Origin of the sequence: Amycolatopsis thermalba (genome assembly GCF_003385215.1) — a bacterium.
Classification (GTDB): domain Bacteria; phylum Actinomycetota; class Actinomycetes; order Mycobacteriales; family Pseudonocardiaceae; genus Amycolatopsis_E; species Amycolatopsis_E thermalba.
Map to the genome: position 1 here is coordinate 25,621 of NZ_PQHW01000008.1, position 13,550 is coordinate 39,170.

Here is a 13,550-nt window from a genome sequence, read left to right on the forward strand (position 1 = left end):
GTTTCGCCGCCGGCGCTTCTTCCCCCGCCGGCCCCTCTTCCCCTACCTCAAATCCACCCTCTGCTAAGCAATTCCCCCTTGAACCGCTCGTAATTCTCTTCCAGCGCATCCCGTTCCGCCGGGTCTGGCTCGATCAGCGTTTCCTCTCCGCTGATCATCTCCGCGGCCTCGGTCAGTCCTCCCGGCAGTACCGCGGCCGCCGCGAGCATTGCTGCCCCGTAGCCCGTCTCGGCCTGGGGGGAGATCCGCAAGTCCATCCCGTTGACCGTCGCCCGGATGCGTGTCCACAAGGGACTTCGGCTGCCCCCACCGGCAGCGACCAAGGGGCCGCTCACCGGCACCCCCAGCTCCCGCAACCGCTCCAACGCCAACCGCTCGACGAACGCCACGCCTTCCAGCCGCGCGCGGTGCAGTTCCACCTCGTCCCGTGGCTCGCCCAGCACGAAGCCCCGCGCGTCCGGGGTGACGAACGGGAAGCGCTCTCCGGCTCGCTTCAACGGGTAAGCCACCACGCGCGCCGGGCCCAGTCGCGCCGCCGCCTCGTCGAGCTGAGCGAGGTTGGGCACGCCGGCCACCGCCTCGCCGCCGGTGTTCGACGCGCCGCCCGGCAGCCACCAGCCGTCCGGGTGCCGGTGGCTGTACATCGCGCCCGAGGGGTCTCGCACCAGCTGCTCGGTGACCCCCTTCAACACGTACGTCGTGCCCAGGATGCCCACGAAACGGCCCGGCGTCACCGCACCCGTCGCCAGCTGGCCGGCGCAACCGTCGGTCATGCCGGCCACCACCAGGCACCCCTGGGGCAGGCCGGCGACCGCGCGAGGCAGCTCGCCCAGCACGGTCGTCGGCCGCACGACCTCGGGGAGCCAGTCCACCCCGAAGTCGAACACCTCGGCCGCCCACTCCTCGCGCAACGGGTCGTACCCGCTCTTCAGGGCATGCGAGGAGTCGGTCGCCACCGGGCGGCCGAGGAGCTTCTCACCGATCAGATCCGGCGTGTGCCGGACCCCGGCCGCGCCGGGAAAGGCACGCCGCAACCAGTTGATCCGGCCCAGCGCCGCGGTCGGGGACACGCTCATCCCCAGCTCGCGCCACCGCTGCGCGCCCACCGCCGCCGCCTTCGCGTTGTCGTCCGCGCCGCGACGGTCGTCGTACATCAGGGCCGGGCCGAGCGGCTCACCCCGGTCGTCGACCGCGACGATCGTGCCCGACGTGGCCGACACCGCGACCGCCCGCACCGGCCCGGCCTCTGCGGTCACCCGGCACAGCACCGCCTCGACCGCGGGCCACCACGACCGCGCGTCCTGTTCGCTGCGGCCGGACTCGTCCCGGACCGGGGCGGGCAGCGGCGCCGAAGCCGTTGCCCGCACCGAACCGTCGTCGCCGACCGCGAAGGCACGCACCCCCGCGGTCGCGACATCGACACCGACAACCGTCACGGGCGAGCCACCGTCACGTCCTGCAGGCTGACGTCCTCGTCGATCGCCTTCCGCGTGGTCTCCGGCAGCTTCAGGAACCGGGTCAGCACCGCCGCCACGATGTAGAGCGCCGCGAAGATGATCACCACGCCCGCCGCGCCGGCCGGACCGAGGAACAGCGACACGATCGCGGGCCCGACGAACGCCGCGGCACCGGCGCCGAGGTTCAGCAACGCCATCGCACCACCCTTGTTCTCCGGCGCGAGCGACGGCAGCAGCGCCGAGATCGGCACGAACCCGGCCAGCGTCGCACCGTAGAGCGCGCCGACCAGCAGGGCCACCCAGTAGTAGTCCGCGCCCAGGGCCGTCGGAACGAAGTACAGCAGCAGGATCGAGATCGCGCAGCCGATCGCGCCGAACCAGAAGATGGTCCGCTGCCAGCCGATCTTGTCCGAGGCCACGCCGAAGATCAGGTTGAAGAAGATGTTCGTGCCGTAGATGACCGACACCAGCAGCAGCCACCGGCCCTCGCCGAACCCGATCTGGTCGGCGAAGATCGTCGGGAAGAACACCAGCATGCCGAACTCCGGCGCGGTGTTGATGATCCGCACGATCATGCCGACGCCCACCCGCGGGTTCTTCCACGCGATCGACACGCTGGACACCAGGCTCTGCACGGGCTTGACGCCCTCCGGGGCGAGCCGCGTGAAACCGGTCCGCTCGCGCACGCCGAGGACGCACAGCAAGCCACCGGCGGCGAGGATGCCGACGGACAGCCACAGCGTGCCGTAGTGGCCGAGCACCGGGTTGGTGAAGCTCGCGACCAGCGAGCCGAGCGTGGGCAGGCCGCCGGTGAACGCGAAGTAGAACCAGCCGACCGCGGCGCCGAGCCGGGCGACCGGCGCGACCGCGGTGATCCACACCAGGAACCCGAACGCGAACATCGGGTAGCCGAAGCCGCGGATGCCGTAGGTGATCAGCATCAGCGGGTAGTTCTCGCTCGGCACCGCCACGGCGAGGAACAGCACGTCGAACACGAGCCAGATCGCCAGGCCGATCCACATGACCCGGCGCGGTCCCCACAGCTCCGACAACGCGCCGGACAGCCAGGACGCGAGCATCACGGCCACGCCGTATGCGGTGATCACATAGGACGCGTGAATTTCGGTGCCGGCGCCGTGGTCGGCCATGAACGGGGCGATGAACCCGGACTCCACGCCGTCGCCGACCATGAACAGCAACAGGCCGACATAGCCGAGGAACAGCGGGGCCGGCAGCCCCCACCTGGTGAGAAGCCCCCGGAACCCCCTGTCCGGCTGGGACAACCTCGATGTTGCCGTCTGCGTCATCACGCCCTCCATGAGTCTCGAACTCAAGTTATCATGGAGCACGTGAAATTAACACGCAAGGGTGTGATGCGATCAGACCTCGGCGACGGCCACGTTCGTCTGGTCCTGTAGCTCGTTCAGCAGGTAGCCGGAGACCCCGGAGTCGACCACGAGGTGGTGGAAGTCCTCGATCTCGGCCAGCCGGTGCAGCGCGGTGCGCGGCATCTTGCTGGAGTCCATGAGCAGCACCCGGATCTCGGCGCTGGCCAGCATCGCCCGCTTGACCATGACGATCTCGGGCTCCTGGTGGAAGGTCATCTCCGAGTTCATCGCCGAGGTCGACACGAACGTCGCGTCCACCGTAAGCCGCTCGACGGCCTCCAGGCAGGGCATGCCGAGGAACGAGTCGTGGGTGGCGGAGTAGTCGCCGCCGAGGCCGATCAGGCGCAGGTCGTCGATGTGCTTGAGCACCTCGATGATGCGCAGGTAGTTCGTCGCCACGGTGAGCGGGGTGACCTGGTGCAGCAGCCTGGCCAGCGCGAGCGCGGTGGTGGAGTCGTCGAGCAGGATCGACATGCCGGGCTCGACCAGGGACAGCGCCTCCCTGGCGATCGCCGCCTTGGCCTCGACGTGGGCGTTGAGCCGGTACTCGGTGTTGCTCTCGAAGACCGTCGAGGGCTGGGCCGAGACCCCACCGCGGTACTTGCGCAGCAGACCGCGCCGGGCCAGTTCGTCCAAGTCGCGGTGCACCGTCATCACGCTCACGCCGGTCAGCTCGGCCAGCTCCGCGGCGGAGGCCTGGCCCTTCTTCACGACGTAGTCGGTGATGCGCTGCTGCCGGATGTTACGAGAGCGGGCGCTCCCGCTGGACTTGTCTTCCACGCGACCAGGCTAGGACGTGGGCAGGTTGAAGCGCCGCAGGCTCGTCGCGTCGCCGTCGATCCCGATCTCGGTGATCGCCGCGTTCTCCAGTCGCGGGAACACCCGGCGGTAGTCGCGGACCGGGATGCCGAGCAGCTCGCACAGGGTGACCCTGATCAGGGTGTTGTGCGCGACGACCAGCACGCGGCCGCCGTCCTCCCGCGCGGCGATGGCCCGCAGAGCCGCCGCCCCGCGGCGTGCGGCGTCGGCCGTGGGCTCGGCCCCGGGGAACGCGCCGGCCACCGGATCGGCCCGGAACGCGGCCACGACCTGCGGGTCCAGCTCGGACAGCACCCGGCCCTCGGCGATCCCGAAGTGCACCTCGCGCAGCTCCTCGACCACGACCGGCTCGAGTCCGAGCGCCCGCGCGGACGGCTCCGCGGTCACCCGCGCCCGGCCCTGCGGCGAGCGGTAGAGGGCGGTGACCTGCTCTTCCGCCGCCGCCAGGTGTGCGGCGAGCCGCTCGGCCTGGCGCCTCCCGCGCTCGGTGAGGCCCACCTCGCTGGTGCCCGCGTAGCGGTTCTCCGCGTGCCATTCGGTCTCGCCGTGGCGGACCAGCAGCAACCGGGTTCCCATCAGACCTCCCGTGACAAATCTCGGCAGCGGTGTTAATTTAACACCAACGGCGTGAAAGGGGTTGTTGCATGGGTTTCGCCGCGGTGGTGTTCGACCTCGACGGTGTCCTGGTCGAGAGTGAACACCTCTGGGAGGAGAACTGGGTCGCCTACGCGGCCGCCCACGGTGTCGAGTGGACGGCCGCCGACACCGCCACGGTCCAGGGCATGAGCGCGCCCGAGTGGGCCGCGTACCTGGCGGAGCGCAGCGGGACCCCGGAGAGCCCGGAGCAGGTCGAGAAGGCCGTGGTCGACGGGATGATCCGGTCGATCGCGAACGGCGAGGCCCCGCTGCTCGACGGCGCCGACGCGATGGTGCGCGATGTGGCCGCCCGGGTTCCGGTCGCGCTCGCGTCCTCCGCCGCCCGCCGGGTCATCGACGCGGTGCTGGAGACGCACGGGCTGACCGGCGAGTTCTCGGCGACGGTGTCCAGTGCCGAGGTGCCGCGCGGCAAGCCCAGCCCGGACGTCTACGCCGAGGCCGCGTCCCGGCTCGGCTTCCGCGGCGAGGAGTGCCTGGGGGTCGAGGACTCCAGCAACGGCATCCGCGCCGCCGCGGCCGCCGGGCTCACCGTCATCGCCCTGCCCAACCCGACCTACCCGCCCAAGCCGGACGCGCTGGAGCTGGCCGCGCGGATCGCCGAGTCCAACCACGACGTCCGGAAGCTGCTGCTCGCCTACCTCACCGGAGAGCTGGTGCGCTCATGACCACGCTGGGAACAGCCGAGACGTTCAAGCGGGACTGGCTGGACGGCTTCGTCACCGCCTACGGCCGCGAGGTGCGCAAGGTGCCGGACGCCTACGGCGTGCTCGGCCGGAACGTGCCCCGCCAGGGCAAGGTCGCCGTGATCATCGGCGGCGGCTGCGGCCACTACCCGGCGTTCGCCGGGCTCGTCGGGCCCGGCCTGGCCGACGCGGCGGTGGTCGGTGACGTGTTCACCAGCCCGAGCGCCGAGCAGGTCTACCGCACCGCCCGCGCCGCCGAGGGGGGCGCGGGGGTGCTGTTCGCCTACGGCAACTACGCCGGTGACGTCCTGCACTTCGGCCTCGCCGCGCGCCGGCTGGCCGCGGAGGGCATCGAGAGCCGCACCATCCTGATCACCGACGACATCGCCAGCGGCCCGGCCGACGCGCCGGAGAAGCGCCGCGGGGTGGCCGGCGACTTCATCGTCTTCAAGGTCGCGGGTGCCGCGGCCGAGCGCGGGGACGACCTGGACGCGGTGTACGCGGCGGCGGTCAAGGCCAACGCGAACACCCGCACGTTCGGCGTGGCGTTCGGCGGCTGCACGCTGCCGGGGGCCGATCAGCCGCTGTTCACCGTCGGCGAGTCCGAGATGGAGCTGGGGCTGGGCATCCACGGCGAGCCGGGGGTGCGGACCGTGGGCCGTCTCGGCGCGGCGGAGCTGGCCGACGAGCTGGTCGACGGCCTGCTGCCCGAGCTGCCGCGGGGCGACGGCCGGGTCGCGGTGCTGGTGAACGGCCTGGGCCGGACCAAGTACGAAGAGATGTTCGTGACCTACACCCGGATCCACGAGCGTCTCACCGCCGCCGGGCTGACCCCGGTGCACACCGAGGTCGGCGAGTTCGTCACGTCGCTGGACATGGCCGGCGTCTCGTTGTCGGTGCTGGTGCTGGACGACGAGCTGGCCGAGCTGTACGGCGCGCCGTGCGACACCCCGGGCTACCGCAGCGGCGGCGCGATCCTGGAGCCGGTCGAGCTGTCGTCCACCGTGGACAAGCAACTGGACCGGCCGGAGGGCGCGGGCGTCGAGGTCGTCGACCGCCTGCTGACCGCGGCCATGCGCAGCATCGAGGAGAACGAGCCGGAGCTGGGCCGTCTGGACGCGGTCGCGGCGGACGGTGACCACGGCCTGGGCATGACCCGCGGGATGCGGGCCGCCGTCTCGGCCGCGCGCGCGGCCGCCGGGTCGTCGGTGGCCGACACGCTGCTGGCCGCCGGGACCGCGCTCGCCGACGCCGCCGGCGGGGCTTCCGGTGCGCTGTACGGCGTGCTGCTCGCCGAGACCAGCGCCGGGCTGCGGGTGGACGAGATCACGACGGCGGTGGTCGCCGATGCCGTGGACGGCGCGGTGCGGGCGTTCACCGAGCTGGGCAAGGCCGAGCTGGGCGAGAAGACCATGCTCGACGCGATCGAACCGTTCCGGCAGGCGCTGCGCAAGCAGGCCGAAGCCGGTGCCGCGCTGCCGGACGCGTGGCGCAAGGCCGCGCAGGCGGCCACGCTCGCCGCCGAGGAGACCGCGAACCTGGTGCCCGCCAAGGGGCGCGCGGCCCGGCTGGCGCAGCGCAGCAAGGGGCACGCCGACCCCGGCGCGACCTCGTTCGCCCTGATCGTCACGGCGATCGGGGAAGCTCTGAGCAAGGAGGGGAACTGATGCGGGTCGTGGTGGCCGCGGACAACGCCGGCGTGCTGCTGAAGAACGAGGTGCGGGACCTGCTGCGGAAGGACGAGCGGGTCACCGAGGTGATCGACCTGGGCGCGGACAGCCCGGACGACGACCGCGCCTACCCGATCTTCGGCCTGGCGGCCGCGGAGAAGATCGCGAACGGCGAGGCCGACCGGGGTGTCCTGGTCTGCGGAACCGGCATCGGCGTGGCGATCTCGGCCAACAAGGTGCCTGGGGTGCGCGCCACGGTCGCCCACGATTCATACTCGGCCGAGCGGTCCGTGAAGTCGAACAACTGCCAGATCATCACCTTCGGTGCCCGGGTCATCGGAGCCGAGCTGGCGAAGAAGATCGTCACGGAGTGGCTGGGCTACACGTTCGACCCGGGTTCGCCCAGCGCGGCCAAGGTCGCGCACATCACCGAATACGAACAGGTCCACGCGGCCAGCTGAGGCCCGGCGGGTTCAAGGAGGAGCCAGAAGTGCGCGTTCTCTGCGCGGGAGACGAGTTCGTCGGCAACAACCTGCTGGCCAACGCGGTCCGGGCCGAGCTGGCCACCGAGGTCGAGTTCAGCGAGCTGTCGCTGCCCTGGCCGGTCGAGCCGTTCGGGCCGGTCGGCGGGGTGCACGAGGCGAGTGGCACCGAGGAGCAGGTCATCGAGGCGCTGGCGGGGGCCGAGGTCGCGGTCACCCAGATGGCGCCGTTCACGAAGAAGGTGTTCGCCGCCGCGCCCGAGCTGAAGCTGGTGTCGGTGTGCCGGGGCGGGCCGGTGAACGTCGACCTCGCCGCCGCGACCGAGGCCGGCGTCGCCGTCACGTACGCGCCGGGCCGCAACGCGACGGCCGCGGCCGAGTTCGCGATCGGCATGATCCTCGCCGCCATGCGCCGCATCTCGACCTCGTCGGCCGAGCTGCTCGGCGGCACCTGGCGCGGCGACTACTACGCCTACCCGAACGCCGGCCTCGAGCTGGAGGGCACCACGGTCGGCCTGGTCGGCTACGGCGCCATCGGCTCGCGGGTGGCCAAGGTGCTGGTCGCGTTCGGCTCGAAGGTGCTGGTCGCCGACCCCTACGCCAAGCCGGAGCAGATCGCCGCGGACGGGGCCGAGCTGGTCGAGCTGGACGACCTGCTGCGGCGCAGCGCGGTGGTCAGCCTGCACGCCCGGCTGACCGACGAGACCCGCCACCTGATCAACGCCGAGCGCCTGGCCCTGCTGCCCGAAGGCGCGGTGCTGGTCAACTCCGCCCGCGGCGGGCTGCTGGACTACGCGCCGCTGCCCGGCCTGCTGAAGTCCGGCCGGCTGGGTGCCCTGGCGCTGGACGTCTACGACGTCGAACCGCCGCCCGCGGACTGGGCCCTGCGTGACGCGCCGAACGTCATCGCGACGCCGCACCTGGCGGGTGCCAGCCGCCAGACCGCGGAGCGAGCCGCGCGGATCGTCGCCGCCGAGGTGGGCCGCTACGCCCGTGGGGAGAAGCTGGCCAACGTCGCCAACCCGGATGTGCTCCGATGATCATCGGCGTCGACATCGGTACTTCACTGACGAAGGCCGTCGTCTTCGACGAGGCCGGGGTGTCGCTGCACCAGGCCTGCACGCCGTCCGAGGTGCACCACCTGTCCGGCGGCCGGGTCGAGCAGGACCTCGACCAGGTCGTCGGCACGGTCGCGACCGTCGTGCGCGAGGTCGCGGCGAAGCTGGACGCCCCGGTCACCGCGCTCGCGCTGACCGGCCAGGGCGATGGCGTGTGGCTCCGTGACGAGGACGGCAACGCGGTGCGCCCGGCCATCTCGTGGCTCGACGGCCGGGCCAACGCGCTGCTCGCGAAGTGGCAGGCCGACGGCGTTTCCCGGGAGGTGTTCCGGCGCACCGGCTCGGGCATGTTCCCCGGCTGCGCGGCCGCCATCCTGTCCTATCTGGACACCCACGAGCCCGAGGTGCTGGACCGGGCCGCCGTGGCCGGGTACTGCGTCGACGCCGTGGTGCAGCGGCTGACCGGTGAGATCACGGTCGACGTCTCCGACGCGTCCCTGCCGTTCCTCGACCCGAAGACGCGCCGCTACGACGAGGACGCCATCGCCGCCGTCGGGTTGTCCCACCGGCGTAGTCTGCTGGCCGAACCGGCGCCGCCGAAGGCCGTGTTCGCGCTGAACCGCCGCGGCGCCGAACTCCTCGGGCTGTCCGAGGGGCTGCCGGTCACCGCCGGCCCGTTCGACCTGCCGGCCAGCGCGATCGGCGCGGGTGTGCGGGCGCCGGGTGACGGCATCCTCACCGCGGGCACCACCCTGGCCTGCCAGGTGCTCACCGACAACGCCGAGTTCGACGGCGAGGGCGAGCCGGCCGGGATGTTCCTGTCCACGCCCACGCCCGGCGAATACCTGCACGCGATGCCGGCGATGGTGGGCACCGCGAGCATCGACTGGATCTGCCGTCTGCTGGGCATCGAGGTCACCCAGATCGGGTCGCTGCTCGCGCAGAGCCCGCCCGGTGCCGCCGGGGTGCGGGCGCTGCCGTTCCTGTCCGCGTCCGGGGAGCGGGCGCCGTTCGTCGACGCGTCCGCGCGGGCGCAGTTCGCCGGGCTGAGCCTGGAGCACGGGCGGGCGGACATGGTGCGCGCGTTGTGCGAGTCGATCGCGTACGCGGCGCGGCACTGCTTTGAAGCCGCCGGGCTATCCGGCCGGTTGTACGCGTGCGGCGGCGGGGTGCGCTCCGCCGAGTGGACGCAGATCTTCGCCGACGTGCTCGGCCGCCCGATCGTGATCCCGAGCGATCCGGGCGTCGGGGCGCGGGGTGCCGTCCTGGTCGCGGCCGAGGCGCTGAACCAGCCGTACGACGCGGAGCTGTGGGCGAGCAGCTCGCGGACCGTGTCGCCGGTGCCCGAAAATGTCGAGTTCTACCAGGGCGGTTACGCGGACTACCAGGCTTCGCTGACCGCCGCGCGAGGGTTGTGGCGACTGTGATCCTGGCCGACGAACGGCGAGCGGTGTGCGAGTACGCGCGGCGGTTGACCGCCGACGGGCTCGTGGTGGGCACCTCGGGCAACATCTCCGCCCGCTCGGGCGAGCTGATCGCGATGACGCCCACCGGGGTGGACTACGGCGTGCTGACACCGGAGGACATCCCGGTGGTGTCGCTCGACGGGGCCATTGTGGAGGGCAAGCTGCGGCCCACCAGCGAGATGCCGATGCACCTGTCGGTGTACACGAAGGCGACCGATCCGGACGGCGCGCCGATCACCGGGATCGTGCACACGCACTCGGTGCACGCGACCGCGGTGTCCACTTTGGTCGACGAGGTGCCCGCGGTGCACTACATGCTGGCGGCGATCGGCCCGTCCGCGCGGGTCGCCCGGTACGCGACGTACGGCACGGAGGAGCTGGCGGAGTCGATGCTCGCCGCCTTGGAAGGCCGCCGGGGCTGTCTGCTGGGCAACCACGGCACGATCACCTACGGTGACGGTCTGGCGGCCGCCTACAGCCGTGCCGAGCAGCTGGAGTGGCTGTGTCAGGTGTGGCTGCTGGCTCGTTCGGCCGGCAGCCCGCGGTTGTTGCCGTCCGAGGAGATCGCCCACGTGGTCGAGAAGTTGCGGGGGTACGGGCAGAAATAGCTCGCGCGACGCGGGCGCGGACGGCATCCTGGGCCGGGTGGAGGAAATCGTCACCCATCTCGAGATGTCCAGCCCCGCCGACCTGCGCCCGGCGCCGCCCGTGCCGGGGGTGTCGGCCGAGCACGTGCCCGCCGACTCCCCGCTGGTCCGCCCGACGACCGTGCGGATCGGGAAGCCGTACAACTGGCCCAGCTCCCGCTGGTCCGACGACGACTGGGCGTCGTACCTGGCCCGCGAGGGACGGCAGTGCGTGCTGATCCGCTACCTGAGCGAAGTCGCCGGCCTGGCGGACTACCAATCCCACGGCGACGGCGAAGTCGAGATCACCACGTTCGGCCTGGTGCCGGAGTACGTGGGCAAGGGCATCGGCGGGTACGCCCTGACCCTGGCGATCGAGCAGGCGTGGCAGTGCGGCCCGGACGTCCGCCGCGTCTGGCTGCACACCTCGGACCTGGATCACCCACACGCCCTGCCGAACTACCACCGCCGGGGATTCCGCACGTTCCGCACCACACGCGGACAGCGTTAACCGTCCTCCTGCCCCGGCAGGGGTGTGGAAGCCGGTCTTCAGCTGCACGAACATGATCCGCTCGGGCACGGCATCCCCTAAGGGCTGTCTCGTAACTGGTGTTGTGGTTGGTGGGGCTAGTGGTTGGGTCAGGCTGTGAGGATGATGTTGTGGAGGTTCGCGATTCCGGAGACGGTGTCGGCGAGCGTGCTTGCGGCGCGGCGGTAGTCTCGCAGGATTTTGAAGTTCTTTATCCGGGAAAGGACATGTCGACGCGGGCGCGGACCTTGCGGTGGACGGTGTTGAGATGTTCCTTCCAGTGCGGGAGGTCGCTGCCGTCGCGGGGTTTGCGGTAGGGCATGACGACCTCGGGGTTTCCTTGGTAGCCGCCATCGGCAATGATCGGCCGGTCGGCGAGTTGCTCGGCGATGCCGGAGTCGCGGTAGGCAGTGCAGTCGTTGCGGCTGCCTGGTTGCGGGTCGCCGGTGGCGATCACCAGCCGGGTCTCGGGGTCGATCGCGACCTGCACGTTGGTGGAGTACCGGTAGTTCTTCGACGGCGTGGCCAGCCGGTGATCGCGGGTCGGGACGAGGGTGCCGTCCACGATCGCGACCGCATCGATCCGGCGTTTGCGGACCGGGGCCAGCGCCAGCAGCGGTCCGACCGTGTCGATCACCCGATGAGCCGCGGAATGCGACACGCCGAACAGCGGCCCGATCTGGCGCATCGTCAGGTTCGTCCGCCAGTAGGTCGCCACCAGCAGAACGCGGTCGGCCAGCGGCAACGCCCACTGTCGGCCTGGTCGGCCGTCCGCGATTCCGTCCCCGCCTCGCTTGGAGACCAGCCGCACGAGCGTGCGGAACTGGGCCGGCTCCAGCCCGGTGAACGGGCCAATCCACTCCGGCCGCGACGCTGTGATCACCCGCACCACAGCATCATGATCAACTACCGGATCAGCTAGCCCGGCACCGGGTTACGAGACATCCCTTAGCACCGGTGTTACTGGGCAACGTGGCGTTGCCCCGGAGAAGCAGCACTGGTCAAGCCGTGGCCGATTCGGCGTGCACGAGTACCGGAGCGCCCTCGAGCAAGTGCGCGCCAGTCAGAACTGGTAGTACAGGAACGGGCTGAACGTCCCGTTCGCCACCAGGATCGCCGCGTACAGTGCGCCCACCGTCATCACGCCGATGCGCAGCCCCACGGCGCCGCGGGTTCGGGCGGACTCCAGCAGCGGGCCGGTCACCGGGTGGGCCGGCAGCGCGAAGATCGCCAGCGCCGCGATCAGGATGACCACCCGCTGGTTCGTCAGCGCCGCCTCGACGACGTCCGTCAGGCCGTCGAAATCGGGGACCAGCATGTGGCCGATCATGGTGAACGCGTGCCCGATGTCGGCGGACTTGAAGAACACCCACCCGAACACGACGAGCACCAGCGTCAGGATCCGCCGTCCGACCCGCGCCGCCACCGCCGGCGGCGTCCGGTCCCAGCCGAACCGGCGCTCGATGATCAGCAGCAGCCCGTGGTAGCAGCCCCACACCACGAACGTCCAGTTCGCGCCGTGCCAGAAGCCCGTCAGCACGAACACGATGCACAGGTTCCGGTACGTCTTCGCCGCGCCGGCGCGGTTGCCGCCGAGCGGGATGTAGACGTAGTCGCGGAACCAGCGGCTCAGCGACATGTGCCAGCGCCGCCAGAACTCCGTCACCGTCACCGACGAGTACGGCCGCGCGAAGTTCTCCGGCAGCCGGAACCCGAGCATCCGGCCCAGCCCGATCGCCATGTCGGAGTAGCCGGAGAAGTCGAAGTACAGCTGCAGCGTGTACCCGACCGCGCCGAGCCACGCGATCGCGAACGTCATGTCCTCGGCGGAGGTCGCGAAGCACGCCTCGACCATCGGGCTCAGCGAGTCCGCGATGATCGCCTTCTTGCACAGACCGAGCGCGAACCGCGGGAAGCCGGCGGCGATGTCGTCCAGCCGGTGCGACCGCTGCTGCGGCAGCTGGTCCGCGATCTCCCGGTACCGCACGATCGGCCCGGCGACGAGCTGCGGGAACATCGCGATGTAGGTCACGAACGACACCGGGTTCCGCAGCGCCCGCCGTTCCCCGCGGTAGATGTCGACGACGTAGGAGATGTGGTGGAACGTGAAGAACGAGATGCCGATCGGCAACGCGAGCTGCGCCACCGGGAACGAACCGCCGAAGAGCTGGGTGAAGTAGTCGATCTGCTGCGTGGCGAACCCGGCGTACTTCCAGACCACCAGGATGCCGACGTCGAAGCAGATGACCGCGATCAGCAGCAAGCGTTTGCGGCTCGAGCGGGGTTCCCACGCGTTCGGTTCGAGGGCGGTGCCCGCCGCGAAGTTGACCACCATGCAGGCCAGCAGCAGGAGGGTGAACGCGCCCGCGCCGCTGGCGTAGAAGATCAGGCTGGCGACCGCGATGATGCCGTTCCGCCAGCTCCTCGGCAGCACCAGCACGGCGAGCAGCGTCGCCGGCAGGAAGTACCAGAGGAACAGCGGTGAAGCGAACGACATCGACCTGGGGTCCCCCTGTGCAACCGGATCAGCGCACTGACCTTAACCGACGAGGTTGGCCCGAAGGAGTGAAACTCACCGCTTCGCGAGGGGGCGTGTGAAGTTCCCCTCCGACGGCGAGGAGCGGCAGCCGGGGCCGTGCACACGGCGCGGCTGCGCCGGCAACGGCGCACCCTGAAACCACCGAACGGTGGTGGGGATCGGTGGCCCTGCGACAG

12 protein-coding genes and 1 pseudogene are annotated in these 13,550 nt (G+C 71.0%); 7 read left to right on the forward strand and 6 right to left on the reverse strand.

Translation table 11 applies throughout. The features are described from left to right. Positions 1 to 47 precede the first annotated feature (47 nt). The 4 genes from D0D15_RS05485 to D0D15_RS05500 form a co-directional block, all read right to left on the reverse strand. Positions 48 to 1,436: an FGGY-family carbohydrate kinase gene (locus D0D15_RS05485; protein WP_094005660.1), complete on the reverse strand. Its 1,389-nt coding sequence runs from the start codon at positions 1,434 to 1,436 to the stop codon at positions 48 to 50. Further along, complete coding sequence (locus D0D15_RS05490) at positions 1,433 to 2,764, reverse strand: MFS transporter (RefSeq protein ID WP_198958234.1); 1,332 nt, start codon at positions 2,762 to 2,764, stop codon at positions 1,433 to 1,435. The genes D0D15_RS05485 and D0D15_RS05490 overlap by 4 nt, the downstream gene beginning before the upstream one ends. A gap of 72 nt (positions 2,765 to 2,836) precedes the next feature. After that, on the reverse strand, positions 2,837 to 3,625 hold the full coding sequence (locus D0D15_RS05495; RefSeq protein ID WP_094005661.1) for a DeoR/GlpR family DNA-binding transcription regulator: 789 nt from the start codon (positions 3,623 to 3,625) through the stop codon (positions 2,837 to 2,839). 9 nt (positions 3,626 to 3,634) lie between these two features. After that, entirely contained in the window at positions 3,635 to 4,240 is a 606-nt protein-coding gene (locus D0D15_RS05500) for a histidine phosphatase family protein (protein WP_094005662.1), read from the reverse strand. Between the two features lie 68 nt (positions 4,241 to 4,308). Here D0D15_RS05500 and D0D15_RS05505 point away from each other — a divergent pair, with 68 nt between their 5' ends. Genes D0D15_RS05505 through D0D15_RS05535 form a run of 7 tightly spaced genes read left to right on the forward strand, consistent with a single transcriptional unit; the run spans position 4,309 to position 10,817 of the window. Beyond that, the gene (locus D0D15_RS05505; protein WP_094005663.1) at positions 4,309 to 4,986 is read left to right on the forward strand and encodes an HAD family hydrolase; all 678 of its coding nucleotides are present in this window, start codon (positions 4,309 to 4,311) and stop codon (positions 4,984 to 4,986) included. After that, entirely contained in the window at positions 4,983 to 6,671 is a 1,689-nt protein-coding gene (gene dhaL, locus D0D15_RS05510; protein ID WP_115944284.1) for a dihydroxyacetone kinase subunit DhaL, read from the forward strand. Before D0D15_RS05505 ends, dhaL begins: the two co-directional genes overlap by 4 nt. Beyond that, complete coding sequence (locus D0D15_RS05515) at positions 6,671 to 7,135, forward strand: ribose-5-phosphate isomerase (protein ID WP_094005665.1); 465 nt, start codon at positions 6,671 to 6,673, stop codon at positions 7,133 to 7,135. The genes dhaL and D0D15_RS05515 overlap by 1 nt, the downstream gene beginning before the upstream one ends. A 29-nt stretch (positions 7,136 to 7,164) precedes the next feature. Beyond that, entirely contained in the window at positions 7,165 to 8,196 is a 1,032-nt protein-coding gene (locus D0D15_RS05520; protein ID WP_115944285.1) for a 2-hydroxyacid dehydrogenase, read from the forward strand. Next, positions 8,193 to 9,641 carry an FGGY-family carbohydrate kinase gene (locus D0D15_RS05525; RefSeq protein ID WP_094005667.1) on the forward strand — a complete coding sequence of 483 codons (1,449 nt, stop codon included), beginning with the start codon at positions 8,193 to 8,195 and terminating at the stop codon, positions 9,639 to 9,641. Before D0D15_RS05520 ends, D0D15_RS05525 begins: the two co-directional genes overlap by 4 nt. Continuing rightward, positions 9,638 to 10,288 (forward strand): class II aldolase/adducin family protein, encoded by a 651-nt coding sequence (locus tag D0D15_RS05530; RefSeq protein ID WP_094005668.1) that lies wholly within the window; start codon positions 9,638 to 9,640, stop codon positions 10,286 to 10,288. The genes D0D15_RS05525 and D0D15_RS05530 overlap by 4 nt, the downstream gene beginning before the upstream one ends. Before the next feature lie 37 nt (positions 10,289 to 10,325). Next, complete coding sequence (locus D0D15_RS05535; RefSeq protein WP_162830503.1) at positions 10,326 to 10,817, forward strand: GNAT family N-acetyltransferase; 492 nt, start codon at positions 10,326 to 10,328, stop codon at positions 10,815 to 10,817. A gap of 128 nt (positions 10,818 to 10,945) precedes the next feature. Here the strand turns inward: D0D15_RS05535 and D0D15_RS05540 are convergent. Together D0D15_RS05540 and D0D15_RS05545 are read right to left on the reverse strand one after the other, a co-directional pair. Continuing rightward, positions 10,946 to 11,724, reverse strand: a pseudogene (locus tag D0D15_RS05540) (transposase family protein). Between the two features lie 174 nt (positions 11,725 to 11,898). After that, positions 11,899 to 13,332, reverse strand: coding sequence for an MBOAT family O-acyltransferase (locus D0D15_RS05545; protein WP_094005678.1), 1,434 nt, complete (start codon positions 13,330 to 13,332; stop codon positions 11,899 to 11,901). Between the last annotated feature and the right edge of the window lie 218 nt (positions 13,333 to 13,550).

Coding starts and splice junctions, on each gene's coding strand:
- D0D15_RS05490 (WP_198958234.1), bottom strand. CDS start 2,764: ATGACGCAGACGGCAACATCGAGGTTGTCCCAGCCGGACAGGGGGTTC.
- D0D15_RS05500 (WP_094005662.1), bottom strand. CDS start 4,240: ATGGGAACCCGGTTGCTGCTGGTCCGCCACGGCGAGACCGAATGGCAC.
- D0D15_RS05505 (WP_094005663.1), top strand. CDS start 4,309: ATGGGTTTCGCCGCGGTGGTGTTCGACCTCGACGGTGTCCTGGTCGAG.
- dhaL (WP_115944284.1), top strand. CDS start 4,983: ATGACCACGCTGGGAACAGCCGAGACGTTCAAGCGGGACTGGCTGGAC.
- D0D15_RS05515 (WP_094005665.1), top strand. CDS start 6,671: ATGCGGGTCGTGGTGGCCGCGGACAACGCCGGCGTGCTGCTGAAGAAC.
- D0D15_RS05525 (WP_094005667.1), top strand. CDS start 8,193: ATGATCATCGGCGTCGACATCGGTACTTCACTGACGAAGGCCGTCGTC.
- D0D15_RS05545 (WP_094005678.1), bottom strand. CDS start 13,332: ATGTCGTTCGCTTCACCGCTGTTCCTCTGGTACTTCCTGCCGGCGACG.